Source organism: Pseudomonas azerbaijanorientalis (genome assembly GCF_019139795.1).
Classification (GTDB): Bacteria; Pseudomonadota; Gammaproteobacteria; order Pseudomonadales; family Pseudomonadaceae; genus Aquipseudomonas; species Aquipseudomonas laurylsulfatiphila.
Genome location: NZ_CP077078.1, coordinates 168147 through 194325 on the forward strand (window position 1 = coordinate 168147; position 26179 = coordinate 194325).

Consider the following 26179-nt stretch of genomic DNA (forward strand, 5'->3'; position numbering starts at 1 on the left):
TAACGATCAAGGATGATCCATGTCGCTGCCTGCCGTTACACCGGTTTCCCCCGCGGAACTGGAAGCTCGTTTACGCCTGCATCGTTTGCCGGAACTCGGCCAGGCGCGCTTCAAGAAATTGCTCGAAGCCTTCGGCTCGGCATCCAAAGCCCTCAGTGCACCGGCCAGTGCCTGGCGCGCGCTGGGTTTGCCACTGGCCTGTTCCGAGGCCAGGCGTAGCGCTGAGATCCGTGACGGCGCCAGTCATGCATTGGCCTGGCTGGAGCATCCGGCCCAGCATTTACTGATGTGGGACCAACCGGACTATCCGGCGCTGCTGGCACAAATCAGCGATGCACCACCGCTGTTATTTGTCGCCGGCGATCCCGGCATTCTGGAAAAACCACAACTGGCGATGGTTGGCAGCCGTCGCGCTTCCCGGCCGGGGATGGACACCGCTGCCGCGTTTTCCCGAAGCCTGGCGGGTGCCGGTTTTGTCATTACCAGCGGCCTGGCCCTGGGCATTGACGCCGCCGCACATCAGGCCGCGCTGGACATTGGCGGGCAAACGGTCGGTGTGCTCGGCACGGGGCTCGAGAAGTTTTATCCACAGAGAAATAGACGCCTGGCGGACGCCATGATCGCCTCGGGCAGCGCGGTACTTTCGGAGTTTCCGCTGGATGCAGGCCCCAGCGCCGGCAACTTCCCCCGGCGCAACCGGATCATCAGTGGTTTGTCCCTCGGAGTGCTGGTGGTCGAAGCCAGTGTCGCCAGCGGTTCACTGATCACCGCGAGGCTGGCGGCGGAACAGGGGCGCGAGGTGTTTGCGATGCCCGGGTCGATCCATCATCCCGGTGCCCGCGGCTGCCATCAGTTGATTCGTGACGGTGCGGTGCTGGTGGAAACCATCGAACATATCCTCGAAGCCTTGCGCGGCTGGCAACGACTGCCGTTATCCACAGAATCCTCTACCCCTGAAACGACCCACCCCCTGTTGAAGTTGCTGCATGCCGCACCTCTGACCAGTGAAGCGTTGTCCGACGCAAGCGGCTGGGCCTTGCCGAAAGTACTGGCGGCGTTGACGGAACTTGAAATGGACGGTCGCGCTATTTGCGAAAGCGGGCGCTGGTTTGCACGGGTGAGCTAGGTTTTATAAACAAGATCGGTAAACTGCGCAGAGCCTTATTCTGGAGAGTTTTTCATGGTCAACAGTTGGCGTGTGCAACAAGCCGCGCAAGCAATTCGCGCCGGGGCGGTGATTGCCTACCCAACCGAAGCAGTCTGGGGCCTGGGTTGCGACCCGTGGGACGAGGAAGCGGTGGAGCGACTGCTGCTGATCAAGGGGCGGTCTGAGGATAAAGGACTGATCCTGGTCGCCGACAACATCCGTCAGTTCGATTTCCTCTTCGATGACTTCCCCGAATTGTGGATGGACCGCATGGCCAGTACCTGGCCGGGGCCGAACACCTGGCTGGTGCCGCACCAGAACCTGCTGCCGCAGTGGATTACCGGCGTGCATGAAACCGTGGCGCTGCGGGTCAGTGATCACCCACTGGTGCGGGACTTGTGCGCGCTGGTCGGGCCGCTGGTATCGACGTCGGCCAACCCGCAGGGGCGCCCGGCGGCACGTACGCGGATTCGCGTCGAGCAGTACTTCCGTGGGCAGCTCGATCTGGTACTGGGTGGCAATCTGGGTGGGCGCAAGAACCCGAGCGTGATTCGCGATCTGGCGACCGGCAAGGTTGTGCGCCCGGATTGAGACCGGGTTAACCTCATTCGCGAGCAAGCCCGCTCCCACACTGGATCTGTGTCGTTCACAAATCCAGTGTGGGAGCGGGCTTGCTCGCGAAGGGGCCCTACCAGTCAACTACCCATTCAGGGCAACAGAACAACCGAACCCGTCGTACGCCGTGCCGACAACTCGGTCTGCGCCTTCGCCGCGTCAGCCAGTGGAAAACGCTGACTGATGTCCACGGTCAGCTTGCCGCTGATGATCATCTCGAACAACTCGTCGGCCATGCGTTGCAGATTCTCGGCGTTGTTCGCATAAGTGCCCAGGGTTGGCCGGGTCACATACAGCGAGCCTTTCCCCGCCAGGATCCCCAGGTTCACGCCATCGACCGCGCCGGACGCATTGCCGAAACTCACCACCAGGCCACGCGGTGCGGCGCTGTCGAGTGACGTCAGCCAGGTGTCCTTGCCAACGCCGTCGTACACCACCGGGACTTTTTTGCCGTCGGTCAATTCCAGCACGCGCTGGGCGACGTTTTCATGGCTGTAGTCGATGGTCGCCCAAGCGCCATTGGCCTTGGCCAGTGCGGCTTTCTCGGCCGAACTGACCGTACCGATCAGCTTCACGCCCAAGGCCCTCGCCCATTGGCAGGCCAGTGAGCCTACCCCGCCGGCTGCGGCGTGGAACAGGATGGTTTCGCCACCCTTGAGTTCATAAGTCTGACGCAGCAGGTACTGCACGGTCAGGCCCTTGAGCATCACGCCAGCGGCCTGTTCGAAGCTGATGGCGTCCGGCAGTTTCACCAGATTGGCCTCGGGCAACACATGAACTTCGCTATAGGCGCCCAGAGGGCCGCTGCCATAGGCCACGCGATCGCCAATCTTGAAGCGGGACACCTCGCTGCCTACCGCCTCGACCACGCCCGCACCCTCCGAGCCGAGGCCCGATGGCAGGGATGGCGGCGGGTACAGGCCGCTACGGTAATAGGTGTCGATGAAGTTCAGGCCGATGGCCTTGTTGGTCACGCGCACTTCCTTCGGATCTGGCTCGGCGGGTTGGTAATCCACATACTCGAGCACTTCGGGGCCGCCATGGGCGCGAAACTGGATACGCTTTGCCATCGGAACTCTCCATAGGTCGTTTTACCAAGCGCCCTATCGGACTCCTAAGCTTGATCTTCGTCAACTGCGACTGGTGGACTTGCGATGGTATGCTACGGGCCCATTTGCGCTGACCCCCGCTCCAATGGAGCGCCGCGTAGTTTTGCCCGATTCAAGGTGATGACATGACGACCCGCACCGAGGCCGTAAAAGCCTACCTGCTCGACCTGCAAGACCGTATCTGCGCCGCCCTGGAAGCCGAAGACGGTGGCACGCAATTCGTCGAAGACGCCTGGACCAGGCCGGCTGGCGGTGGCGGTCGCACCCGCGTGATTGAAAACGGCACGGTAATTGAAAAGGGTGGCGTGAACTTTTCCCACGTCTTCGGCAGCGGTCTCCCACCCTCCGCCAGCGCCCACCGGCCGGAACTGGCGGGCCGTGGCTTTGAAGCCTTGGGCGTGTCGCTGGTGATTCACCCGCACAACCCCCATGTGCCGACTTCCCACGCCAACGTGCGCTTTTTCATCGCTGAAAAAGAAGGTGAAGAACCGGTCTGGTGGTTTGGCGGCGGCTTCGACCTGACCCCGTATTACGGTAACGAAGAAGACTGCATCCACTGGCATCGCATCGCCGAGCAGGCCTGTGCGCCTTTCGGCCCGGACGTCTACCCGCGTTACAAGGCCTGGTGCGACAGCTACTTCCACATCAAGCATCGTCACGAGCCGCGTGGCATCGGCGGGTTGTTTTTCGACGACCTGAACGAGTGGGATTTCGACACCAGCTTCGCCTTCATGCGTGCCATCGGTGACGCGTACATCGATGCTTACCTGCCGATCGTGCAGCGCCGCAAGAACGACGCGTTCACCGCCCAGCAGCGTGAGTTCCAGGAGTTCCGCCGTGGCCGCTACGTTGAATTCAACCTGGTCTACGACCGCGGCACGTTGTTCGGCCTGCAATCGGGTGGGCGTACCGAGTCGATCTTGATGTCGCTGCCACCGCAAGTGCGCTGGGGCTACGACTGGAAGGCCGAGCCTGGCAGCGAAGAAGCGCGCCTGACGGAGTACTTCCTGCAGGACCGCGATTGGTTGGCCGAAGCTTGAACGAGGAATCCTGATGGACCGTTATGTCGTATTCGGTAACCCGATTGGCCACAGCAAATCACCGTTGATCCACCGCCTGTTCGCCGAGCAGACCGCGCAAAAGCTGGACTACAACACGCTGCTGGCGCCGCTGGACGACTTTTCCACCTGTGCCCGGACGTTTTTCCTCGAAGGACGCGGCGCCAACGTGACGGTGCCGTTCAAGGAAGAGGCCTACCGGCTGGCGAACAGCCTGACGGCGCGGGCGCAGCGCGCCGGTGCGGTCAATACCTTGAGCAAACTGGCCGATGGCAGCCTGCTGGGCGACAACACCGACGGTGCCGGGCTGGTGCGGGACCTGACGGTTAACGCCGGATTCAGCCTCAAGGGCAAACGTATCCTGCTGCTCGGCGCTGGCGGCGCGGTGCGCGGTGCCCTGGAGCCGCTGCTGGCCGAGCAGCCGGCTTCGGTGATCATCGCCAACCGCACGGTGGACAAGGCCGAGCTGCTGGCGGAGCTGTTCTGCGATCTGGGGCCGGTCTCGGCCAGTGGCTACGACTGGTTGCAGGAGTCGGTGGACCTGATCATCAACGCGACTTCCGCGAGCCTCACGGGCGATGTGCCGCCGATTGCGCCGAGCCTGATCGAACCGGGCAAAACGGTGTGCTACGACATGATGTACGGCAAGGAGCCGACCTCGTTCTGCCGCTGGGCCAGCGAACACGGGGCGGCGGTGGTGATGGATGGCTTGGGGATGTTGGCCGAGCAGGCCGCGGAAGCGTTTTTCCTGTGGCGCGGCGTGCGACCGGATACAGCGCCGGTGCTGGCTGAGTTGCGTCGGCAGTTGGCCCTTTAAAAGCTTCGCGAGCAGGCTCGCTCCCACAGGGGGTCACCAAGAACCTGTGGGAGCGAGCCTGCTCGCGAATGGCGCGACACCGATTTCGGCTCAGTCCTCAAACCGGATCGGGCATTTCTCGGCCCCTTCCAGCTTCCTCAGCTCTTCCATCACCTGCGGCCGGGCCCGGCGCAAGGTCAGGCTGCGGTCCTGGCGCAGCAATCGTCGCGCCTCCTGGTGCAGCATTTCCACCCCTGAGTAATCGATGAAGTTGATCTGCTGCGCCTCGATCACCACGCGCGCGCCGTGCATGCGTTGCAGGCGTACTTGCAGGTAGTGGCTGGCACCGAAAAAGATCGAACCGCCAACCCGCAGAATGTCCTCATCGCCATCACGTACATGCTGCACCCGTGGCTGCGATGTGCGTTTGAGATAGAAAAAAAGCGAGGCCAATACGCCGGCGTAGATTGCCGTCTGCAATTCCAGCAGCAGCGTAGCGACGCAGGTCAGCGCCATGACCACGAACTCGGCGCGGCTGACCCGCAACAACGCGCGAATGCCGCGATGGTCCACCAGGCCCCAGGCGATCAACAGAATGCTGCCGGCCATGGCCGGAATCGGGATATGCGCGATCAGGCTCGCGCCGAAGATCGCGAACAGCGCAACCCACAATGCCGAAAAAATCCCGGCCAGTGGCGAACAGGCGCCCGCTTCATAGCTCAGGCCTGAGCGAGTGAAAGAGCCGGCCGACAGCGATCCGGAAAAAAACGCGCCGACCATGTTCGACAAGCCCTGGGCGCGAACTTCCTGGTTGGCGTCGAGTAGTTGCTGCGAACGTGCCGAGATCGAGCGGGCAATCGACAGGCTGGTGACCAGCCCGAGCATGCCAACCGCCACGGCGCTGGGCAGCAGGCGCAGGATCAGATCGAGATCCAGCGGCAACGGACTGAAAGGCGGCAGCTTGCCGGTGAAGGCGCTGACCAGTTGCACATGGCCGAACATCGACGGCCAAAGCCAGACCAGCAGTCCGCCAAGGATCAGGGTGATCAGTAGCGTCGGCCAGCGTGGCAACCACAGTTTGAGGATTACGCCGACCACCAGGGTCGCCAGCCCCAGCGCCAGCGAAGGTTTGTCCATTTCGCCGAGATGGCGCAATAACGTGATGAAACTGTCCAGCGCGGTGGCTTGGCTGGGCAAGTCCAGTCCCAGCAGGTTAGGCAATTGACCGATGGCAATCACCACGGCAGCACCAAGGGTGAAGCCGAGTACCACCGAGTGCGAGACGAAATTCACCAGCGCGCCAAATCGCAGCAAACCCAGCAGCCATTGAAAGATGCCAGCCAGGAAGGTGAGCAACAGGATCACGGTGACGTAGTCCTGCGTCGCCGGAATGGCCAGAGGACTGACGCTGGCGTACAGGACAATCGAGATGGCCGCTGTAGGACCGCAGATCAAATGCCACGACGAACCCCAGAGGCAGGCGATCAGCACCGGGATGATTGCGGCATAGAGGCCGTATTCCGGGGGGAGGCCGGCAATGAGCGCGTAGGCAATGGATTGCGGCAACGCCAGAATCGCGCCGCTGAGGCCGACGACCAGGTCGCGCCCGACGCTGGCGCGGGTTTGCTTGGGCAACCAACTGAGGAATGGAAAGAGTGAATGGCGGCTTGGCAGGGCCATGGGGCCTCTCGGTCGGGAATTTTGCGCAAGGGTAGCAGGACATGATCTGTGGGAGCGGGCTTGCTCGCGAAGGCGGTGGGTCAGACAACATTAATGTCGACTGATCCACCGCCTTCGCGAGCAAGCCCGCTCCCACAAGTATTGGTTACAACTTGGCTTTGACCGCCGGCAGCGCGTCCTTGCCATCCACGGTCTTCACTCCATCAAGCCACTTGTCCAGCACCGCAGGGTTGGCCTTGATCCACGCCCTGGCTGCGTCGGCGTTGCTGACCTTGTTGTTCACCACCTCGGCCATGATGCTGTTTTCCATATCCTGGGTGAAACTCAGGTTGGTCAGCAGTTTGCCAACGTTCGGGCAGGCCTGTGCATAACCTTTGCGGGTCAGTGTGTGCACGCTGCCGGTGTCACCGAAGTACTTCTCGCCACCCTTGAGGTAATGCATTTTCAGTTGCACGTTCATCGGGTGCGGGGTCCAGCCGAGGAAGGTCACGAATTTCTGCTTTTTCACCGCGCGGGACACTTCCGCCAGCATGGCTTGCTCGCTGGATTCGACCAGTTTCCACTGGCCCATGTCGAAATCGTTTTTCTTGATGATCTCTTGCAGCGAGATGTTCGCCGGTGCACCGGAGCCGATGCCGTAGATCTTGCGGTCGAACTTGTCGGCGTATTTGTTCAGGTCGGCAAAGTTATGCACACCTGCATTCCATACGTAATCCGGAACAGCGAGGGTGAATTCGGTGCCGTCGAGGTTCTTCGCCAGTTGCGTGACATCGCCGTTGGCGACGAATTTGTCATAGAAGCCCTGCTGTGCCGGCATCCAGTTACCCAGGAACACATCGACCTGGCCATCCTTGAGCCCGCCAAAAGTGATCGGAACCGCGAGGGTGTCGATCTTGGCCTTGTAGCCCATGCCGTCCAGCAGAAACCCGGTGATGGCATTGGTCGCGGCGATGTCGCTCCAACCCGGGTCGGCCATCTTCACGGTCTCGCAACTCTGATCGGCAAACGCCGATGCACTGCCCAGAGCCAGGAGCCCGACCGTCAGTACTGTGGATAACCTTTGCATGGACTTCCCCTTAACGTTATTGGTTTTGGCAGGGTTGTGGATAACGTGCTTTACGTTCCAGATCGTCGAGGTCGATGTGGTTGCGCATGTATTGCTGACTGGCGTCCACCAGCGGCTGGTGATCCCAGCTCTTCAGCTTGCCGAGGGTCAGCGCCTCGGCCACGAAACGCCGGCGCCGCTGGCTGGCGAGCACTTGCTGGTGGATTGCCGGAATATTCCATTTCGCCCGCGCCTCAGCGAGAAAATCGTCGAACAGCTGGCGATGTTGCGGCGAATGGCTGAGTTCTTCCAGTTCGCGAGGGTCATTGTGTACGTCGAAGAGCAGACAAGGGTCGTCTTCGCTATAGATGAATTTATAGGCACCGCGGCGGATCATCATCAGCGGGCTGATGGTGCCTTCGGCCATGTATTCACCGAACACTTCATCGTGGCCGCCCTGCCCTTGCAGGTGCGGCACCAGCGAGCGGCCGTCCAGCGGCAGGCCCGGTTCCAGCGAGCCGCCGGCCAGTTCGACGAATGTCGGCAACAGGTCCGCCGTGGAAACACTGGCGCTGACCCGGCCGGCACCGAACTGCCCCGGTGCGCTGATCAGTAGTGGCACCCGTGCAGCCATTTCATACCAGTGCATTTTGTACCAGAGGCCGCGCTCGCCGAGCATGTCGCCGTGGTCACCGGAAAACACGATGATGGTGTCGTCGATCAACCCGGTATCTTCCAAGGTTTGCAGGAGTTTGCCGACGTTGCTGTCGATATAGCTGCACGCGCCGAAATAGGCGCGGCGGGCATCGCGGATCTTGTCCACAGGCAGTGGCTTGTCCCACAGGTCATAGACCTTGAGCAAACGTTGCGAGTGCGGATCGAGATCATGCGGGTCCGGGGTTGTAGGCAGCGGGATATCGGCATCGTCGTACAAATCCCAGAAAGCCTTGGGAATCGTGTACGGATCGTGTGGGTGAGTCATGGAAACGGTCAGGCAGAACGGCTGGTCACCATCCTCGCGGATATGGTCGAACAGGTACTGCTGGGCCTTGAATACCACCTCTTCGTCGAAATCCAGCTGGTTGGTGCGCACGCACGGGCCGGCTTGCAGCACCGAGGACATGTTGTGGTACCAGGTCGGACGCACGTCCGGTTCATCCCAGTTCACTGCCCAGCCGTAGTCGGCCGGGTAGATGTCACTGGTCAGGCGCTCTTCGTAGCCGTGCAACTGGTCCGGCCCGCAGAAATGCATCTTTCCCGACAGGGCGGTGCGGTAGCCGAGGCGGCGTAAATAATGGGCATAAGTCGGTACGTCGGCGGGGAAATCGGCAGCGTTGTCGTAGGCGCCGATCTTGCTCGGCAACTGGCCGCTGACCAGGGTGAAACGCGACGGCGCACACAGGGGGCTGTTGCAATAAGCCGAGTCGAACACAACACCTTGTGCGGCGAGGCGGCTGAGATTGGGCAGCTTGATGGGCGATGGACCGTAGAACGGCAACATTGGCGCGGCCATTTGATCGGCCATGATGAAAAGAATGTTCTTGCGCTTCATGTGATCGCGGCATTCCATAGTGGATGTTTATGCGAGAGTGCTGGCTTCGAGAATGAAACCCAAGCTCTTTGCGGTAAAGCCCATGCACGGCAATGACTAGGATAAGCACAGCTTATGTATGACTCCCTGGGTGACCTGTCACTGGATCTGCTTCGTGCTTTCGAAGCGGCAGCCCGTCAGCGCAGCTTTACCGCGGCGGCGGTTGAACTCGGCACCACGCAGCCGGCCATCAGTCAGCAGATCAAGCGCCTTGAAGAACAACTGGCGACTCGATTGTTCGATCGCATTTATCGCGGTATCGAGCTGACTGAAGCCGGGCTGATACTTTTTCAGCAGGTTCAGCTCGGATTGCAGAATATCGACGCAGGATTGAGCGCAATCAGTGCCCAGCAACAGCATGAAGTGCTGCAGGTGGCCACGGATTTTGCCTTCGCCGCCTATTGGTTGATGCCGCGTCTGCATCGCTTTCACGCGGCCAATCCGCAGGTGGATGTCAGCCTGGTCACCAGTGAACGCAGTCATAACATGCTACGTACCGATATCGACGTGGCGGTACTGTTCGGCGATGGCCGCTTCAAGCAGGGTGAAAGCCATTGGCTGTTCAGTGAGGAAGTGTTTCCGGTGTGCAGCCCGCAGTTGCTCAGTGAGCGTTCCCTGCCTTTGCCCCCCCAGGCATTGCTCGAGTTTCCATTGCTGCATCTGCGCGGGGAAAACAGCAGTAACTGGTTCGACTGGAGCGGCGTATTCCGCGAATTGGGCATCACCTCGCCCCCGGCGCCCGGGCAACTGCGTTTCGACAATTACACCTTGCTGATTCAGGCGGCGATTGGTGGTCAGGGCGTGGCCATCGGCTGGCGCCACCTTGTGGATAACTTGCTGGCGCAAGGGTTGTTGTGTCGACCGATCGGCGAAACGGTGATGTCCCGGCTGGGCTATTACGTGGTTTTGCCCCAGCGTAAACGGCGTGGGGTGTTGATCCAGCAGTTTGTGGATTGGTTGATGGCTGAACAGGCGGGCAGCGCGGAGTCGTTGACGGGGTTGGCGTTTCCTTCGATTGCGGTTTGAGCGTCAAAAGATCGCAGCCTTCGGCAGCGCCTGTAGGAGCTGCCGAAGGCTGCGATCTTTCAAGGTTCCGAGGTCGCGATGAAACTGACGTGTTCGCGGATGTGCAGTTTCAGGTGCAATTCATCGGCAATGCCCACGGCGGTGCGAGCCAATCGCCCGAGCGGTTCGGCCAGCCCCGGTTCGAGGTTGCCACCGGGTTTGGCGAAATGTTCGATGGTCAGCCCCGGTACCCCGCGCGGTTCGTTAACCAGCGTCCACTGCAAAGGACTGCTTTGCAGTGCTTCGCGGATTTCCTCTGCGGCGTGACGTTGCAGGCTGTCCTCGAGCTCGGGCTCGTCCAGCACCGCGAAATCTCCAACCAGGAACAGCCGGGCAACGCCTGCTCCTTGCAGGCCTTCAATCAAGGCGTCGACTGCCAGCACTTGCTCGACCGGACCCGGTACGATGGTTTTTTCCACGTGTTCGCTGTTGAACGGTAAGCCAGGAGCGTCCAGCAAGCAGACGACCACGGAGCTGCCGGCCACACTCTGCTTGACCCGTTGCGCGTCGAACAGGTCGCCAGTCTTGGTGCGCAGCCCCGGACGGGGTGCCAGCGCATTGAGGTCATCGAGAATCGCGATCACTTCATGCTGACGCCTTAGCATTTCAGCCATCAGCGCACTGCCCAGGCTACTCATGGCACCATAAAGCACCACTTTCACAACGGGGGTTTCGGCATTTTTCATGGCTGAACCCTTTTTCCAGCGTCTATATGACGTGTGACCCGCAGGAAAGGGTGAGGGTTCGAACAGCTTTCAGGGGGATTGCAATGCAGCAGATCACGGGCTATCACGCCCATGTTTACTTCGATGCCGACTCGATCGGGCAGGCGCGGGCCCTGTGTGAGCGGGCGGCGCAATTGTTTCCAGTGAAAATGGGCCGTGTGCACGAGCGCCCGGTCGGTCCGCACCCGGACTGGAGCTGCCAGTTGGCGTTCGAGCCGCAGGTGCTGGGCGACGTGCTGCCGTGGCTGGCGCTCAACCGCAAGGGCCTGGTGGTGTTTCTACACCCGGACACCGGCGACGATCTGCGTGACCACACCGAGCATGCGATCTGGATGGGTGCGATTCGACCGCTGGACCTGTCTATTTTTTGATCAGAGTGTTTCTTCAGCCTCGCCGGGCAAGTGTTCGTCCAGATGCAGCCACGGCAAGCGGCTGTCGGTCCAGATGTGCCGCTGCGCCGGTGCCTGCTCGGGGTGGTCGAGGGTGGCGATGGTCAGGTCGATGCTGTCCGGGCTCAGGTGCGTTACCACCGCCAGTTGCGCCCCGCAGTGACCGCAGAAATAGCGCGCGCAGGTGGATGAAGAGTCGTACCGCGACGGCGTCCCGGCCAGCCATTGAAAGGCGGATGCCGGCACGGTGATCCAGGTGGTCACGATGCCGCCGCTGACCCGTCGGCAAATCGAACAATGACAGTGGACGATATCGTGCAGTGGCCCGCTGAATTGATAGCGCAGCTGCCCGCAGTGGCAACCGCCGGTGTGAACATTGTTCATGAGATTCCTCCTGCTGCGTAATGACTGACGCCTTCGCGAGCAAGCCCGCTCCCACATTGGCTTTGTGTACGACACAGATCCAGTGTGGGAGCGGGCTTGCTCGCGAAGGCCGTAACCCGGTTCACCTCCCTGCCCCCGTCCGACGACCGGTCGTGCATCCGGTCAAAGCTTTCAACTGCGAAAGCTGGCTGAAAGCTTCCCCGATTAGGATCGCCGCCACTACCGGCAAAAGACCGGTGGCCAATGCGAGTGTTCGATTGCTCGAAAGGCCCATTTAACAACAACAATGGTGATTCTGATGCCCTCTCCTACCCGCCACTTCGCTGTGCCTCCGTCCGTACATCTCGTGCTTCCCGTTCTGCGCTGATCCCGCCCGATCCGCCCATTCCCTAGCCGCGCTACGCCTGGAGTACTCCCATGCTGACTTTCCTTGGCTTCGCCATGGTCATCACGTTCATGTTCCTGATCATGACCAAGCGCCTGTCTGCGCTGATCGCCCTGATCCTCATTCCAATCATCTTCGCCCTGTTCGGCGGTTTCGGCCCCAAAATCGGCCCGATGATGCTCGAAGGCATCACCAAGCTCGCGCCGACCGGCGTGATGCTGATGTTCGCTATCTTGTATTTCGCCCTGATGATCGACTCCGGCCTGTTCGACCCGGCCGTGCGCAAGATCCTCAAAATGGTCAAGGGCGACCCGCTGAAAGTTTCGGTCGGCACCGCTGTACTGGCGCTCGTCGTTTCCCTCGATGGTGACGGCGCGACCACTTACATGATCTGTGTGGCCGCCATGCTGCCGCTCTACAGCCGTATCGGCATGAGCCCGCGGATCATGGCCGGCCTGATCATCCTCGCCGGTGGCGTGATGAACATGACCCCATGGGGCGGTCCGACCGCCCGTGCCGCCAGCGCACTGCACGTGGACCCGTCGGCTATTTTCGTACCGATGATCCCGGCGATGCTGGCCGGTGTGGTGGCGATCCTGGCCATCGCTTACTTCTATGGCAAACGTGAACGTGCGCGCCTGGGTGAACTGCACCTGGTGGGCGATGAAGTCGACCACAGCGAAATCAGTGTTTCGCAGTTCCCGGATGCCCGTCGTCCGAAGCTGATATGGTTCAACGGCGCCCTGACGCTAGGCCTGATGTGCACCCTGATCGCCGGCCTGCTGCCGTTGCCGGTGTTGTTCATGGTGGCGTTCAGTATCGCCATGATCGTCAACTATCCTTGCCTGCAACAGCAGAAGGATCGCGTCGCGGCTCACGCCGGTAGCGTACTGGCCGTGGTCGGGCTGATCTTTGCGGCCGGCATCTTCACAGGTATCCTGACGGGCACCGGCATGGTCGATGCCATGTCGAAAAGTCTGTTGTCGGTGATTCCGGACTTCCTCGGCCCGTACCTGGCGGTGATCACGGCGCTGGTAAGCATGCCGTTCACCTTCTTCATGTCGAACGATGCATTTTATTACGGCGTGTTACCGGTACTTGCCGAAGCCGCCAGTCACTACGGTATAACCGCGGTGGAAATGGCACGTGCCTCGATCGTCGGTCAGCCCGTCCACCTGTTGAGCCCGCTGGTTCCATCGACCTATCTGTTGGTGGCCCTGGCCGGTATTGATTTCGGTGACCACCAGCGCTTCACCCTGAAGTGGGCAGTGCTGGTTTGTATCTGCATACTGATTGCTGCACTGCTGTTGGGGACTTTCCCGATGTTCAGCACCCTATAAGCCCAAGACTCACCACTTCGGGTCCAGGCTTCGCTGTTTGAAGCCCGGGCCCTTTGTGGTTTAACAATCGCTCAAAGGAATACACATGGAATGGCTGACCAACCCTGAAATCTGGGTTGCCTTCTTAACCCTGACCGCCCTGGAAATCGTCCTGGGCATCGATAACATCATCATGATTTCGATCCTGGTCAGCCGCATGCCCAAACACATGCAGGCGCGCACCCGGATTTTCGGTCTGGCGCTGGCCATGATCACGCGAATTCTCCTCCTGCTGTCGATCACCTGGGTCATGCGCCTGACCGATGACCTGTTCGTCATGTTCGGCCAGGGCATCTCCGGACGTGACCTGATCCTGTTCTTCGGTGGTCTGTTCCTGCTGTGGAAGAGCTCGCAAGAGATGTACCACGCCCTGGAAGGTGAAGACGAAACCAACGAAGAGCCTTCGGGCAAGGGCGGCAACTTCCTCTACACCATCATCCAGATCGCGATCATCGACATCGTGTTCTCCCTGGACTCGGTCATCACAGCGGTCGGCATGGTCTCCCACGTACCGGTCATGGTCGCGGCGATCATCGTGGCGGTGCTGGTGATGATGTGGGCTTCCGGCACCATCAGCGAGTTCATCGACAAGCATCCGTCGCTGAAGATGCTGGCGCTGTCGTTCCTGTTGATCGTCGGTACCGTGCTGATTGCCGAATCCCTGGACGTGCACGTGCCAAAAGGCTACGTCTACTTCGCCATGGCGTTCTCGCTGGCGGTGGAAGCGATCAACATCAAGATGCGCACTGCCATCGCGAAAAAGAAGAAACAGCAGGATCCGGTAAAACTGCGCAAGGACATTCCGGGCCAGTAACCCGGTAGCGCTAAATACGCAAAACCTGTGGGAGCGAGCTTGCTCGCGATGGCGGTCCGTCAGTCAACATCGATGTTGGATCTGATGGCCTCATCGCGAGCAAGCTCGCTCCCACAGTGCTTTGTGTGGCTGGAAGATCGCCGTTTTCATGACAGTTTTGTTTCAATCCCCTCTTTGGCTATGCGATGCTGGCGCGCAGACCGTTAGCCAACTACAGCTTAAGTACAGAACGTAGAGCGTCGCGCGGTACCGTTAACTTGCTCCTTTGGGGCGCTACACCACAGGGGGTCATTATGCTCACCCTGCTCAATTTGCTTTCCGCCGTGGCCCTGCTGATCTGGGGTACGCACATCGTCCGAACCGGCATCCTGCGGGTCTACGGCACCAATTTGCGTCATGTCATCAGCCATAACATGGCCAACCGCTGGCTGGCTTTCGCCTCCGGGATCGCCGTGACGGCGATGGTCCAGAGCAGCAACGCCACTGCCATGCTCGTTACCTCCTTTGTCGGCCAGGGTCTGATGGCGCTGACCCCGGCGCTGGCCACCATGCTTGGCGCGGACGTTGGTACAGCGCTGATGGCGCGGGTGCTGACGTTCGATCTGTCGTGGCTGTCGCCATTGCTGATTTTTGTCGGGGTGATTTTCTTTTTGTCACGCAAGCAGACCCGGCTCGGGCAGTTGGGCCGTGTCGCCATTGGCTTGGGGTTGATCATTCTGGCGCTGCAACTGATTGTCGAGGCGGCGCATCCGATTACTCATGCCAAAGGGGTGAAGGTGATTTTCGCCTCGCTCACCGGCGACATCCTGCTCGATGCTCTGGTCGGGGCACTGTTCGCGATGATTTCCTATTCCAGCCTGGCCGCCGTGCTGCTGACCGCGACCCTGGCGGGTGCCAATGTGATCAGCCTGCCGGTGGCCATCGGGCTGGTGATCGGCGCCAATATCGGTAGCGGCGTACTCGCTTTCCTCAGCACCAGTATGCAGAACGCCGCCGGACGCCAAGTGGCGCTGGGCAGCCTGTTGTACAAACTGATTGGTCTTTTATTGATCATTCCGGTGCTCGACCCGTTGGTGCACTGGCTCGATGGCCTGGATTTCAGCCCTCAGGAAATGGTCATTGGCTTTCACCTGCTCTACAACACTGTGCGCTGCCTGATCCTGCTGCCCAGCCTCGAACCGATGGCCAGGTTTTGCGCCTGGGTGCTGCCGGAGCGCCCGCTGGCCAACGGCACGGCCAAGCCCCGGCATCTTGACCCCACGGCGTTGGTCACGCCCGGTCTGGCGCTAGCCAACGCGGCCCGGGAAACCTTGCGCATGGGCGACCTGATCGACAACATGCTCGAAGCCATGCTCGACGTGTTGCATGGCAAGCAAACCGCAGTCACCCAGGAAGTCCGCCGCCTGAGCGACGATGTCGAAGCGCTCTACAGCGCGATCAAGTTGTACCTGGCGCAAATGCCCCGGGAAGACCTCAGCGATCAGGACAGCCGGCGCTGGGCGGAAATCATTGAGCTGGCGATCAACCTGAAGCTCTCCAGCGACTTGATCGAACGCATGCTGCGCAAGATTCAGCAGCAGAAAACCTCGCAGCGCCGGTCGTTTTCCGACGTCGGGCTGGAGGAACTGACCGGACTGCACACTCAGTTGATTTCCAGCCTGCGGCTCGGGATGTCGGTGTTTCTAAGTGGTGACCCGGAAAGTGCGCGCCAACTGGTGCGTGAAAAACGTCGTTTCCGCGCACAGGAACGGCGTCTGGCCCACGCTCATGTCAGCCGTTTGCAACGTAAAATCGTGCAAAGTATCGAAACCAGCTCGTTGCACCTGGAGCTGATCGCCGACATGAAGCGTCTGAATTCGCTGTTTTGCAGCAGTGCCTACGTGGTGCTGGAAACATCGGACACCGGTGCGTTGGTGGTCGACGATTTGAGCGACATCACTCATTCACCCTGAACGTCCACAGTCGCCTGAAGTCTGTTGAACTTACGCTGGTCGTATGGAAGCTTGTTATGCGTTGTCTGTTGTTCGCCTGCCTGTTGCTTGGTTCACTCCCGTCATTCGCCCTGGATCGCTTCCAGGTCGAGGGCTACACGCTGCGCAACGGCTTGCAGTTGCTGCTCAAACCCGGCACTGATCGCGGGCATGTGGCAATCCGGCTGGTGGTCGGCGTTGGCCTGGACGATTTCGACTGCGAAGAAAAGGAATTGCCGCATCTGCTGGAACACCTGTTGTTCAGCGGCATCGACGCCAGTGGCGAAGGTGGCCTGGAGGAGCGCATGCAGGCCTTGGGCGGTGAGTGGAATGCCTTCACCAGCAATGCCGATACGACTTTCGTCATCGAGGCCCCGGCGAAAAACCAGCGCAAGGTACTCGACCTGTTGCTGGCGCTGCTGACCCAGACCCGCTTCGACGACAGCGCGATCAACGCGGCCAAGCAAGTGGTCGAGCGTGAAGATGGCGGCCACTACTCGCACCTGCAACGCTGGCTCGATCGCCAGGACCTCGGCCACACGGCCAGCAACCAACTGGCCGTCGAGTTGGGCCTCAAATGCCCGGAGCGTGCGCAAGTCGATGGCCTGACCCGTGAACAACTGGAGCAGGTGCGCAAGGACTGGTATGCGCCGAACAACATGACCCTGATCGTGGTCGGCGACCTCGACAAGCTGCTGCCAGCCTATCTGGAGCGGGCGTATGGCGCGCTGGAAGCGATCACCCCCGGCGAGCATCCGCCGCTGCCGCAAATCCAGGCCAGCGCCGCCCATGAGCGCACCTTGACCCGTGGTCTGGTCGGCAACGGCGCCAAGCTGCACTGGCTGGTGCCGGAGCCGGTGCTGGAAGATGGGCACGACCAAACCTTCGATTTACTCAAGGACTATCTGGATTGGGCGCTCTATCGCCAGCTGCGCCTGGCTCATGGTTTGTCCTATGGCCCTTGGGCGGAGCGCGAAGTGTTCGGCGGCGTGGGTTTCATGAGCCTCAATGCCGACCTTGAGCGTGACGACGTGCCCGAGGCCGAGCAAGTGCTCGACGACTTGAAGGCCGGACTGCTCAGGGACGGCCTCAATGCCGACACCTTCAACCGCCTGAAGCAGGCTGCGATCGCCCGCCAGGCCTGGGCCGCACAAGGCAACAGTGCGTTGGCCGACTACTATTGGAGCGCCATCGGAAACTACGAGGACGGCCGTTTCGCCAACCCGTCCCGGGAGCTGCAAGGGGTGACGCTGGAAGAGGCGAACAAGGCCGTGCGTGAACTGCTGTTGCAGCCGGGTTATTTGCGGATCGAGAAGCCGTTGTTCAGCTATGACCAGTTGATGTGGTTGGTGGTTGGTGGGGTGGGCTTGATCGTGTTGATGCTGGTGGGCTGGCGTTTGCATCGCAGGAAGTAACTATTCTGTTTAGCAAGAAAACCCCTTGTGGGAAACACAATCCCCTGTGGGAGCGAGCTTGCTCGCGATGAGGCCATGTCATTTAACATCAAAGTTGACTGATCCGCCGCCATCGCGAGCAGGCTCGCTCCCGCAGGTTGCGTGGTGCAACTGACCGCAAACTCTCGCCACAGCGCCGCACCAGCGGTACCCTGTCGAGGTTTTTTCCTACAACCACTGTGAAACCGCCGAATGCAAAACCTGCCCCGTTTCGTACAGCGCATCCTCGAATTGATGAAGCGCTACCCCGGGGTCATTGCGCTTGCCGGTTTCATCTCCGGGGTAGGCAGTTTCATCCTGGTCGATCGCCAGCAAGGCCTGGCGAGCTGGATCACCACCATCATGCTGATCAGCTGGATCTGGCTGATGCTGGAGAACACCCTGACCAAGTTGTTCACGCGCATTTTCAAGCGCGAAATCCCGGAACCCTTGCTGCGTTACGCAACGCAGATGATCCATCAGGAAAGCCTGTTTTTTGTCCTGCCGTTCTTCTTCATCACCACGACGTGGAACAGCGGCCAGTTGTTTTTCACCGGGCTGCTGGGCGTCGCGGCACTGATTTCGATCATCGACCCGCTGTACTACAAGTGGCTGGCGCCACGACGCTGGGCATTTCTGGCCCTGCACACCCTGACCCTGTTCGCCGCGCTGCTCACCGCGTTGCCGGTGATCATGCACCTGACTACCGCGCAAAGTTTCAAATGGGCACTGGGTATCTCGGTGCTGCTGTCGTTCCCGAGCCTGGCGTCGATCTTCCCGATTCGTACCCTGCGCAGTGCACTGGCGATTTTGAGTATCACTCTGGGCATTGGTGCCGTCGGGTGGGGGCTGCGCTCGTGGGTGCCACCGGCGACGCTGTGGATGACCGACGTGGCCATCAGTACGCAAATGCAGGACCGCACGCCTGGCGCCAGCCTCGACGAAGTCAGCGCCGAACAGATCCGCAATGGCGGGCTTTACGCCTACACCGCGATCAATGCTCCGCGTGGCCTGGACGAGCGGATTTATCACGTCTGGCAGTTCAACGGCAAAGAGGTCGACCGTATCCCTCTGGATATTCGTGGCGGGCGTAAGGAAGGTTACCGGGCCTGGACCCACAAGCAGAATTTCCCGGGCAACCCGGCCGGCAAATGGCAGGTCCGGGTGCTGACCGAAGATGGCCAGCTCATCGGCGTGCTGCGTTTCAAGGTCAAGGACAGCACAGCGATCAAAGAAAAGTAGTGCGGTTCGTGCTATTACGTAGAGCTGCCTAATCACTGAACAAGCACGGAGCTTATGATCAGCAGCACGATGGCCGGCAACGCCCGATTGGACACGTCGCTCACTCCTGCACGGTTGCGGGTGACGGGCGACTGGACGCTTGCCCATTACGCTGACCTCAAGCTGTTGAGCGAAAAACTCCACGGCCAGTACGATACCAACACCCCCATTGACCTCAATGGACTCGGCGCCCTCGACACTGCTGGCGCCTCGCTGTTGGTCGAGCTGCTCGGCTCCGAGCGCCTCGGTCGCTCCGCCGAACATCCTGATTGCACACTCTCCGCCGCCGATCGGGCGTTGCTGCAAACCGTCTACTGCTCGTTGACCGATTTCTGCGTACCTATCAAGGAACCGGAAGTCAGCGTTTCCATTCAGTTGCTGACCCGCATTGGCCGCGCGGTGGACACCGTCTGGCAGGACACCCTGCAACTGCTGGGTTTCGTTGGCCTGATCATCGAAACCATCGCCCGCGGCCTGTTCCGTCCCAAGCGCTGGCGCGTCACGCCGATGATCGCCCACATCGAACAGACCGGTCTCGACGCCGCGCCCATCGTTGCCCTGCTGACTTTTCTGGTGGGCGCCGTGGTGGCGTTCCTCGGGTCGACGGTGTTGGCCACCTTCGGCGCCACGGTCTTCACCGTGGATCTGGTGGGATTTGCCTTCCTGCGCGAATTCGGTGTGTTGTTGACGGCAATCCTGATGGCCGGGCGCACCGCCAGTGCGTTCACGGCGCAAATCGGTTCGATGAAGGCCAACGAGGAAATCGACGCCATCCGCACCCTGGGCCTCGACCCCGTGGAGTTGCTGGTGGTGCCGCGGGTCCTGGCGTTGCTGATCGCCCTGCCGATGTTGACCTTTCTGGCGATGCTGTCGGGGATTATCGGCGGCGCGGTGGTCTGTGCGGTGAAGCTGGATATCTCGCCGGCGATGTTCATCTCGCTGTTGCAATCGGACATCGGCGTTCAGCACTTTCTGGTGGGGATCGTCAAAGCCCCGATCTTCGCCTTCCTCATCGCCGCCATCGGTTGCCTCGAAGGCTTCAAGGTCAGTGGTAGCGCTGAATCTGTGGGCGCGCACACCACGTCGAGTGTGGTGCAGTCGATTTTCGTGGTGATCGTGATGGATGCGGTCGCTGCGATGTTTTTCATGGAGATGGGTTGGTGAGTCGTATCCCCAGAGCGCCCTCCGAGGCGGTGATTGAAGTCCGTGGACTGTGCAACCGCTTTGGAAGCCAGAGCGTGCACGAGAACCTCGACCTGGATTTGTACAAGGGTGAAATCCTCGCCGTGGTTGGCGGCTCCGGCAGCGGCAAATCGGTGCTGCTGCGCAGCATTGTCGGGCTGCGCCAACCCAGCGAAGGGGTGGTGAAAGTCTTCGGCAAGAACCTGCCGACCTTGCCGGAGCACGAGCGCTCGCTGGTGGAACGGCGATTCGGCGTGCTGTTCCAGAAAGGCGCGCTGTTCTCTTCGCTCACCGTGACCGAGAACGTCGCCCTGCCACTGATCGAGCACGCAGGCCTGAGCCGCAACGATGCCGAGCACCTCGCGGCAGTGAAAATGGCCCTGGCCGGATTGCCGCTGTCGGCAGCAGAGAAGTACCCGGCGTCGCTGTCCGGCGGCATGATCAAGCGTGCCGCGCTGGCCCGGGCATTGGCGCTGGACCCGGACATCCTGTTTCTCGACGAGCCCACCGCCGGTCTCGACCCGATCGGCGCTGCCGCGTTCGACCAATTGATCCTGACCCTGCGCGATGCCCTGGGCCTGAGTGTCTTTCTGGTAACCCACGACCTCGACACGCTCTACACCATCACCGACCGGGTGGCGGTGCTGGCGCAGAAAAAGGTGCTGGTGGCGGACGCCATCGACAAGGTCTCGGAAACCAACGATCCGTGGATTCACGAATACTTCCATGGCCCTCGCGGCCGTGCGGCATTGACGGCCGCCCAACAGCTCAACGAGGTCTGACATGGAAACCCGAGCCCATCATGTATTGATCGGCCTGTTCACCGTGATTGTGGTGACGGCCGCGCTGTTGTTCGGTCTGTGGCTGGCGAAGTCCAGTGTCGACACCGAGTTCAAGGACTACGAGGTTGTGTTCAACGAGGCGGTCAGCGGTTTGTCCAAGGGCAGTTCGGTGCAGTACAGCGGGATCAAGGTCGGCGATGTGATCTCGCTGCGCCTGGACCCGAAAGACCCGCGCCGGGTGTTGGCGCGAATTCGTCTGGCTGGCGATACCCCGGTCAAGGAAGACACCCAGGCCAAACTGGCCCTGACCGGCGTTACCGGGACCTCGATCATCCAGCTCAGCGGCGGCACACCACAGAGCCCGACGCTCAAGGGCAAGGATGGCAAACTGCCGACCATTGTCGCCTCGCCATCGCCCATCGCCCGCCTGCTCAATGACAGCGAAGACCTGATGGCCGGAGTCAGCACGCTGATGCATAACGCCAACCTGATGTTCTCCACGGAAAACATCGCGCGCATCAGCAACACCCTGGAGCATCTGGAGCAAACCACAGGAACAATTGCCGATCAGCGTGGGGATATCCACCAGGCCATGCAGCAATTGGCTTCGGTGGGCAAACAGGCCAACAACATGCTGGAGCAGACCACGACGCTGATGCGTAACGCCAACGGGTTGCTCAATGAGCATGGCAAGGAAGCGCTGGGCAGTGCCGAGCAGGCGATGAAGTCGCTGCAGGAGAGTAGCGCCACCCTCAACAAACTGATCAGCGCCAATCAGGAGTCGCTCAACAGTGGCATGCAGGGCCTCAATGGCCTGGGCCCGGCCGTGCGTGAGATGCGCGAAACCCTGTCCTCGTTGCGCGTCATTACCAAACGTCTGGAGGCCGACCCCAGCGGTTACCTGCTGGGCAGTGACAAGACCAAGGAATTCACGCCATGAAGCTGATCCGGATTGCCCTCCTCGCTGGCTTCACGCTGATCGGCTCGTGCTCGATCCTGCCCAAGCCAGAGCTTTTCGAGGTCTATCGATTGCCCTCAGCCCAGAGCAGCACGGCGGCCAGTCAGGGCACGCCGCAGCATTGGTCGCTGCGCCTGACCAAGTTCCAGTCCAGTGAAGCGTTGAACAGTCCGAACATTGCAGTCATTCCTCAGGGCGACGTGATCAGCCACTACAAGGGCTCGCGCTGGAGCGACCCGGCGCCGGTGCTGGTGCGCAATCGCCTGTTGCAAGGTTTCCAGCATGACGGACGGGTGTCGTTATTGAGCACCGATGACAGCATTTTCCAGACCGATCTTGAATTGGGCGGCAGCCTGCAGGCTTTCCAGACTGAATACTTGGGTACGAGTGCCAGCGTGGTCGTGCGTCTGGATGCATTGCTGGTGCGCAGTTACGACCAGCGAATCCTCGCCAGTCGCCGCTTCGAAGTGCACCAGCCGTTGAGCAATGTGCAGGTCCCGGCGGTGGTGGCCGGGTTCGGTCAGGCGAATGATCAGTTGACCGCGCAAGTGGTGAGCTGGGCGGTGGAGCAAGGACAGAGACTGGCGCCGCCACCAAGACCTTAAGGTAAAAGAACACAGCCCCCTGTGGGAGCGGGCTTGCTCGCGAAGAGGGTGTGTCAGTCGAAATTAATGTTGCCTGATACACCGCCTTCGCGAGCAAGCCCGCTCCCACAGGGGGCGTGTTTCAACTACCGCTGCAAAAACGCCTGATGCAACTCAGCCAGCGTTTCAAAGTGATACGCCGGCGCTTCGGCGCTCAGTTCTTCGTGGCTGCCGAACCCGTAACCCACCGCCACCGCATCCAGGCCATTGCTGCGCGCGCCGATCAGGTCGTGCTTGCGGTCGCCGATCATCAGGGTATTGGCCGGGTCCAGATTTTCTTCGGCCATCAGGTGAGCGATCAGATCGACCTTGTTGGTCCGGGTGCCATCCAGTTCGCTGCCGTAAATCACCTTGAAGTGCCTGGCAAAATCGAAATGCCGGGCGATTTCACGAGCGAACACCCAGGGTTTCGAGGTCGCGATGTACAGCTGCCGGCCTTGTTCGCTCAGGGTTTCCAGTAGCGGCGTGACGCCGTCGAACACACGGTTCTCGTAGAGTCCGGTGACCTTGAAGCGTTCGCGGTAGAAATTCACCGCCTCCCACGCCCTGGCTTCATCGAAGTCGTAGAACTGCATGAAGGCCTGCAACAGTGGCGGGCCGATGAAGTGTTCGAGTTTGCCCAGATCCGGTTCATCGATACCCAGTTTGCCCAAGGCGAACTGGATCGAACGGGTGATGCCCTCGCGCGGGTCGGTCAGGGTGCCATCGAGGTCGAACAAAACGGTTTGGTAATGCATGTTGAGTCCTGAATAAGGGAGCCAGGTCAAAGCTGGTCGTAGCCTTCGGCCAGATGCAGGTCCTTGAGCTTCACGTAGTTCGCCGCGCTGTAGGTGAAAAAGGCGCGCTCCTTGTCCGTCAGCGGCCGGATCTGCTTCACCGGGCTGCCCACATACAGGAAGCCGCTTTGCAGGTGCTTGCCCGGTGGCACCAGGCTGCCGGCACCGATGATCACGTCATCGTCGACCACGGCGCCGTCCATGACAATGCTGCCCATGCCGATCAACACCCGGCTGCCCACCGAACAGCCATGCAGCATGACCTTGTGGGCGATGGTCACGTCATCGCCGATCAGCAACGGAAAGCCATCAGGGTTGAACGGACCGGCGTGGGTGATGTGCAACACGCAGCCATCCTGCACGCTGGTGCGCGCGCCGATGCGGATGCGGTGCATGTCGCCACGGATCACCGTCAGCGGCCAGACCGAACTGTCTTCGCCGATTTCAACGTCGCCGATCACCACGGCCGAGCCATCGACAAAAGCGCCTTTACCCAGCAGCGGCGTGTGGTTCTGATACTTGCGAAGGTTCACGATAGGGTTTCTCTCTGTTGCTGATAGCTGCGGTGAACGTCGATTGTAATTAAGATGGCTGCATGTTTCTCCAGCCAAGGTATCAACCGTGAGCGTGAACAACCCTCTTTTGCAGTCCTATGACCTGCCGCCGTTCTCCGCCATCCGCGCCGAACACGTACAACCAGCCATTGAACAGATCCTGGCTGACAACCGCGCCGCCATCGTCGAGATCCTCAAGACCCAGGCCAAGCAGCCAACGTGGGCCGGCCTGGTGCTGGCGATGGACGAACTCAACGACCGCCTGGGTGCCGCCTGGAGCCCGGTCAGCCACCTCAATGCCGTGTGCAACAGCGCCGAACTGCGTGAAGCCTACGAGTCGTGCCTGCCTGCCTTGAGCGCCTACTCCACCGAAATGGGCCAGAACCGCGAACTGTTCCAGGCCTTCGAAGCCCTGGCCAGCAGTCCTGAAGCCGCCGGTTTCGACGTGGCGCAGAAAACCATCCTGGAACACTCCCTGCGTGACTTCCGTCTGTCGGGTATCGACCTGCCGGAAGCCGAACAGAAACGTTACGCCGAAGTGCAGAGCAAGCTGTCGGAACTGGGCAGCCGTTTCTCCAACCAGTTGCTCGATGCCACTCAGGCGTGGACCAAGCACGTCACCGATGAAGCCGCCCTCGCCGGCCTGACCGATTCGGCCAAGGCGCAAATGGCTGCCGCGGCACAGGCCAAGGACCTGGACGGCTGGCTGATCACCCTGGAATTCCCGAGCTATTACGCAGTGATGACCTATGCCCAGGACCGCGCGCTGCGCGAAGAAGTCTACGCGGCTTACTGCACCCGTGCGTCGGACCAGGGGCCGAATGCCGGCCAGAACGACAACGGCCCGGTCATGGAAGAAATCCTCGATCTGCGCCAGGAGTTGGCAAAACTGTTGGGGTTCAGCAGTTTCTCCGAGCTGAGCCTGGCGACCAAAATGGCTGAGTCCAGCGATCAGGTGCTGAGCTTCCTGCGCGACCTGGCCAAGCGCAGCAAGCCGTTCGCCGCCCAGGATCTGGAACAGCTCAAGGCCTACGCGGCCGAGCAAGGTTGCCCGGACCTGCAAAGCTGGGACAGCGGTTTCTACGGTGAAAAGCTCCGCGAACAGCGTTACAGCGTGGCTCAGGAAGCCCTGCGTGCCTACTTCCCGATCGACAAGGTGCTCAGCGGCCTGTTCGCCATCGTCCAGCGCCTGTACGGCATCGAGATTGCCGAACTCAAAGGCTTCGACACCTGGCACCCGGATGTGCGCCTGTTCGAAATCAAGGAAAACGGCCAGCACGTCGGCCGCTTCTTCTTCGACCTCTACGCGCGCGCCAACAAGCGCGGTGGTGCCTGGATGGATGGCGCTCGCGACCGTCGCCGCACGGCTGGCGGCGTGCTGCAAAGCCCGGTGGCGAACCTGGTGTGCAACTTCACCCCGGCTGACAGCGGTAAGCCTGCGCTGCTGACCCACGATGAAGTCACTACCCTGTTCCATGAATTCGGTCACGGCCTGCATCACCTGCTGACCCGCGTCGAACATGCTGGCGTGTCCGGCATCAACGGTGTGGCATGGGATGCCGTCGAACTGCCAAGTCAGTTCATGGAAAACTGGTGCTGGGAACCGGAAGGCCTGGCGCTGATTTCCGGTCATTACGAAACCGGCGAGCCACTGCCTCAGGACTTGCTCGGGAAAATGCTCGCGGCGAAAAACTTCCAGTCCGGCCTGATGATGGTCCGCCAACTGGAGTTCTCGTTGTTCGACTTCGAACTGCACGCGACCCATGGCGACGGCCGCAGCGTGCTGCAAGTGCTCGAAGGCGTGCGCGACGAGGTCTCGGTGATGCGTCCGCCGGCCTACAACCGCTTCCCCAACAGCTTTGCGCACATCTTCGCCGGCGGTTATGCCGCGGGGTACTACAGCTATAAATGGGCTGAAGTGCTCTCGGCCGATGCGTTCTCGAAGTTCGAAGAAGAAGGCGTGCTCAACGCCGACACCGGTCGTGCTTTCCGCGAAGCGATCCTCGCCCGTGGCGGTTCCCAGGAGCCGATGGTGCTGTTCGTCGACTTCCGTGGCCGTGAGCCATCGATTGACGCACTCTTGCGCCACAGCGGCCTGAGTGAGGACGCGGCAGCATGAGTGAGGGGCCTGTGATTACGAAAAAGCGCTTTATCGCCGGGGCGGTCTGCCCGGCATGCAGCGAGCCGGACAAGTTGATGATGTGGAACGAAGACCAGGTCCCGCACCGGGAGTGCGTGGCCTGCGGTTACTCCGACACACTCAATGAGCAAGGGCTGTCGGTGCCCAGGGAGCTTGGCACGCGGGTCAACACCACCGCGCCCAAAGCCCCGGACACCAAGGTCCAGGCGGTTCAGTTCTTCCCGAATCCGAAGCTGAAGAAAAAGCCCGACGAACAGCACTGAGTGAGAAAAAAGCC

At 60.8% G+C, this 26179-nt stretch carries 25 protein-coding genes; 17 read left to right on the forward strand and 8 right to left on the reverse strand.

The features are described from left to right. Window positions 1-19 precede the first annotated feature (19 nt). Both dprA and tsaC read left to right on the forward strand, forming a co-directional pair. Complete coding sequence (dprA, locus tag KSS91_RS00785) at window positions 20-1126, forward strand: DNA-processing protein DprA (protein ID WP_217836768.1); 1107 nt, start codon at window positions 20-22, stop codon at window positions 1124-1126. 54 nt (window positions 1127-1180) lie between these two features. Further along, window positions 1181-1738: an L-threonylcarbamoyladenylate synthase type 1 TsaC gene (gene tsaC / locus KSS91_RS00790; protein ID WP_126048420.1), complete on the forward strand. Its 558-nt coding sequence runs from the start codon at window positions 1181-1183 to the stop codon at window positions 1736-1738. A 116-nt stretch (window positions 1739-1854) separates the two neighbouring features. Here tsaC and KSS91_RS00795 read toward each other — a convergent pair whose 3' ends face one another. Further along, a complete protein-coding gene (locus KSS91_RS00795) occupies window positions 1855-2832 on the reverse strand; it encodes an NADPH:quinone reductase (protein ID WP_217836769.1) in 978 nt (325 codons plus the stop codon). A 164-nt stretch (window positions 2833-2996) separates the two neighbouring features. Between KSS91_RS00795 and hemF the strand changes: the two genes are divergently transcribed. Continuing rightward, on the forward strand, window positions 2997-3911 hold the full coding sequence (gene hemF / locus KSS91_RS00800) for an oxygen-dependent coproporphyrinogen oxidase (protein ID WP_126048423.1): 915 nt from the start codon (window positions 2997-2999) through the stop codon (window positions 3909-3911). 13 nt (window positions 3912-3924) lie between these two features. Next, window positions 3925-4746 carry a shikimate dehydrogenase gene (gene aroE / locus KSS91_RS00805; RefSeq protein WP_217836770.1) on the forward strand — a complete coding sequence of 274 codons (822 nt, stop codon included), beginning with the start codon at window positions 3925-3927 and terminating at the stop codon, window positions 4744-4746. 90 nt (window positions 4747-4836) lie between these two features. Here aroE and KSS91_RS00810 read toward each other — a convergent pair whose 3' ends face one another. The 3 genes from KSS91_RS00810 to betC form a co-directional block, all read right to left on the reverse strand. Further along, window positions 4837-6405 carry a SulP family inorganic anion transporter gene (locus KSS91_RS00810; protein WP_217836771.1) on the reverse strand — a complete coding sequence of 523 codons (1569 nt, stop codon included), beginning with the start codon at window positions 6403-6405 and terminating at the stop codon, window positions 4837-4839. Between the two features lie 145 nt (window positions 6406-6550). After that, on the reverse strand, window positions 6551-7471 hold the full coding sequence (gene choX / locus KSS91_RS00815) for a choline ABC transporter substrate-binding protein (RefSeq protein WP_217836772.1): 921 nt from the start codon (window positions 7469-7471) through the stop codon (window positions 6551-6553). 16 nt (window positions 7472-7487) lie between these two features. Beyond that, window positions 7488-9002 carry a choline-sulfatase gene (gene betC / locus KSS91_RS00820; protein ID WP_217836773.1) on the reverse strand — a complete coding sequence of 505 codons (1515 nt, stop codon included), beginning with the start codon at window positions 9000-9002 and terminating at the stop codon, window positions 7488-7490. Between the two features lie 114 nt (window positions 9003-9116). Here betC and KSS91_RS00825 point away from each other — a divergent pair, with 114 nt between their 5' ends. Then, window positions 9117-10067 carry a choline sulfate utilization transcriptional regulator gene (locus tag KSS91_RS00825; protein WP_217836774.1) on the forward strand — a complete coding sequence of 317 codons (951 nt, stop codon included), beginning with the start codon at window positions 9117-9119 and terminating at the stop codon, window positions 10065-10067. Between the two features lie 59 nt (window positions 10068-10126). On the opposite strand, the gene KSS91_RS00830 is transcribed toward KSS91_RS00825, so the two are convergent. Next, complete coding sequence (locus KSS91_RS00830; protein ID WP_217836775.1) at window positions 10127-10792, reverse strand: NAD(P)-dependent oxidoreductase; 666 nt, start codon at window positions 10790-10792, stop codon at window positions 10127-10129. An 83-nt stretch (window positions 10793-10875) separates the two neighbouring features. Here KSS91_RS00830 and KSS91_RS00835 point away from each other — a divergent pair, with 83 nt between their 5' ends. Next, the gene (locus tag KSS91_RS00835; RefSeq protein ID WP_217836776.1) at window positions 10876-11202 is read left to right on the forward strand and encodes a DOPA 4,5-dioxygenase family protein; all 327 of its coding nucleotides are present in this window, start codon (window positions 10876-10878) and stop codon (window positions 11200-11202) included. On the opposite strand, the gene KSS91_RS00840 is transcribed toward KSS91_RS00835, so the two are convergent. Beyond that, on the reverse strand, window positions 11203-11604 hold the full coding sequence (locus tag KSS91_RS00840) for a GFA family protein (protein WP_015092871.1): 402 nt from the start codon (window positions 11602-11604) through the stop codon (window positions 11203-11205). A 417-nt stretch (window positions 11605-12021) separates the two neighbouring features. Between KSS91_RS00840 and KSS91_RS00845 the strand changes: the two genes are divergently transcribed. From KSS91_RS00845 to KSS91_RS00885, 9 genes are all read left to right on the forward strand, one after another. Continuing rightward, a complete protein-coding gene (locus KSS91_RS00845; protein WP_015092872.1) occupies window positions 12022-13329 on the forward strand; it encodes a CitMHS family transporter in 1308 nt (435 codons plus the stop codon). 85 nt (window positions 13330-13414) lie between these two features. Further along, entirely contained in the window at window positions 13415-14182 is a 768-nt protein-coding gene (locus KSS91_RS00850; RefSeq protein WP_015092873.1) for a TerC family protein, read from the forward strand. A gap of 293 nt (window positions 14183-14475) precedes the next feature. Beyond that, window positions 14476-16134, forward strand: coding sequence for a Na/Pi cotransporter family protein (locus tag KSS91_RS00855; protein WP_217836777.1), 1659 nt, complete (start codon window positions 14476-14478; stop codon window positions 16132-16134). Window positions 16135-16190: 56 nt separating this feature from the next. Then, entirely contained in the window at window positions 16191-17567 is a 1377-nt protein-coding gene (locus KSS91_RS00860; RefSeq protein ID WP_217836778.1) for a M16 family metallopeptidase, read from the forward strand. A 231-nt stretch (window positions 17568-17798) separates the two neighbouring features. Then, a complete protein-coding gene (locus KSS91_RS00865) occupies window positions 17799-18827 on the forward strand; it encodes a DUF5924 family protein (protein WP_217836779.1) in 1029 nt (342 codons plus the stop codon). 54 nt (window positions 18828-18881) lie between these two features. Further along, window positions 18882-20030, forward strand: a complete 1149-nt coding sequence (locus tag KSS91_RS00870) for an ABC transporter permease (protein WP_217836780.1) — start codon at window positions 18882-18884, stop codon at window positions 20028-20030. Further along, entirely contained in the window at window positions 20027-20830 is an 804-nt protein-coding gene (locus tag KSS91_RS00875; RefSeq protein WP_015092878.1) for an ABC transporter ATP-binding protein, read from the forward strand. The genes KSS91_RS00870 and KSS91_RS00875 overlap by 4 nt, the downstream gene beginning before the upstream one ends. Window position 20831: 1 nt before the next feature. Continuing rightward, entirely contained in the window at window positions 20832-21770 is a 939-nt protein-coding gene (locus KSS91_RS00880; RefSeq protein WP_015092879.1) for an MlaD family protein, read from the forward strand. Next, window positions 21767-22393, forward strand: a complete 627-nt coding sequence (locus KSS91_RS00885; protein WP_217836781.1) for an ABC-type transport auxiliary lipoprotein family protein — start codon at window positions 21767-21769, stop codon at window positions 22391-22393. The genes KSS91_RS00880 and KSS91_RS00885 overlap by 4 nt, the downstream gene beginning before the upstream one ends. Window positions 22394-22518: 125 nt before the next feature. On the opposite strand, the gene KSS91_RS00890 is transcribed toward KSS91_RS00885, so the two are convergent. Together KSS91_RS00890 and KSS91_RS00895 are read right to left on the reverse strand one after the other, a co-directional pair. Beyond that, complete coding sequence (locus tag KSS91_RS00890; RefSeq protein ID WP_217836782.1) at window positions 22519-23169, reverse strand: HAD family hydrolase; 651 nt, start codon at window positions 23167-23169, stop codon at window positions 22519-22521. A 26-nt stretch (window positions 23170-23195) separates the two neighbouring features. Next, on the reverse strand, window positions 23196-23741 hold the full coding sequence (locus KSS91_RS00895) for a gamma carbonic anhydrase family protein (protein WP_056726737.1): 546 nt from the start codon (window positions 23739-23741) through the stop codon (window positions 23196-23198). Window positions 23742-23829: 88 nt separating this feature from the next. Here KSS91_RS00895 and prlC point away from each other — a divergent pair, with 88 nt between their 5' ends. Together prlC and KSS91_RS00905 are read left to right on the forward strand one after the other, a co-directional pair. After that, window positions 23830-25881, forward strand: a complete 2052-nt coding sequence (gene prlC, locus KSS91_RS00900) for an oligopeptidase A (protein WP_007969832.1) — start codon at window positions 23830-23832, stop codon at window positions 25879-25881. Then, the gene (locus KSS91_RS00905) at window positions 25878-26165 is read left to right on the forward strand and encodes a YheV family putative zinc ribbon protein (RefSeq protein ID WP_217836783.1); all 288 of its coding nucleotides are present in this window, start codon (window positions 25878-25880) and stop codon (window positions 26163-26165) included. The genes prlC and KSS91_RS00905 overlap by 4 nt, the downstream gene beginning before the upstream one ends. The last annotated feature ends 14 nt before the right edge of the window (window positions 26166-26179 follow it).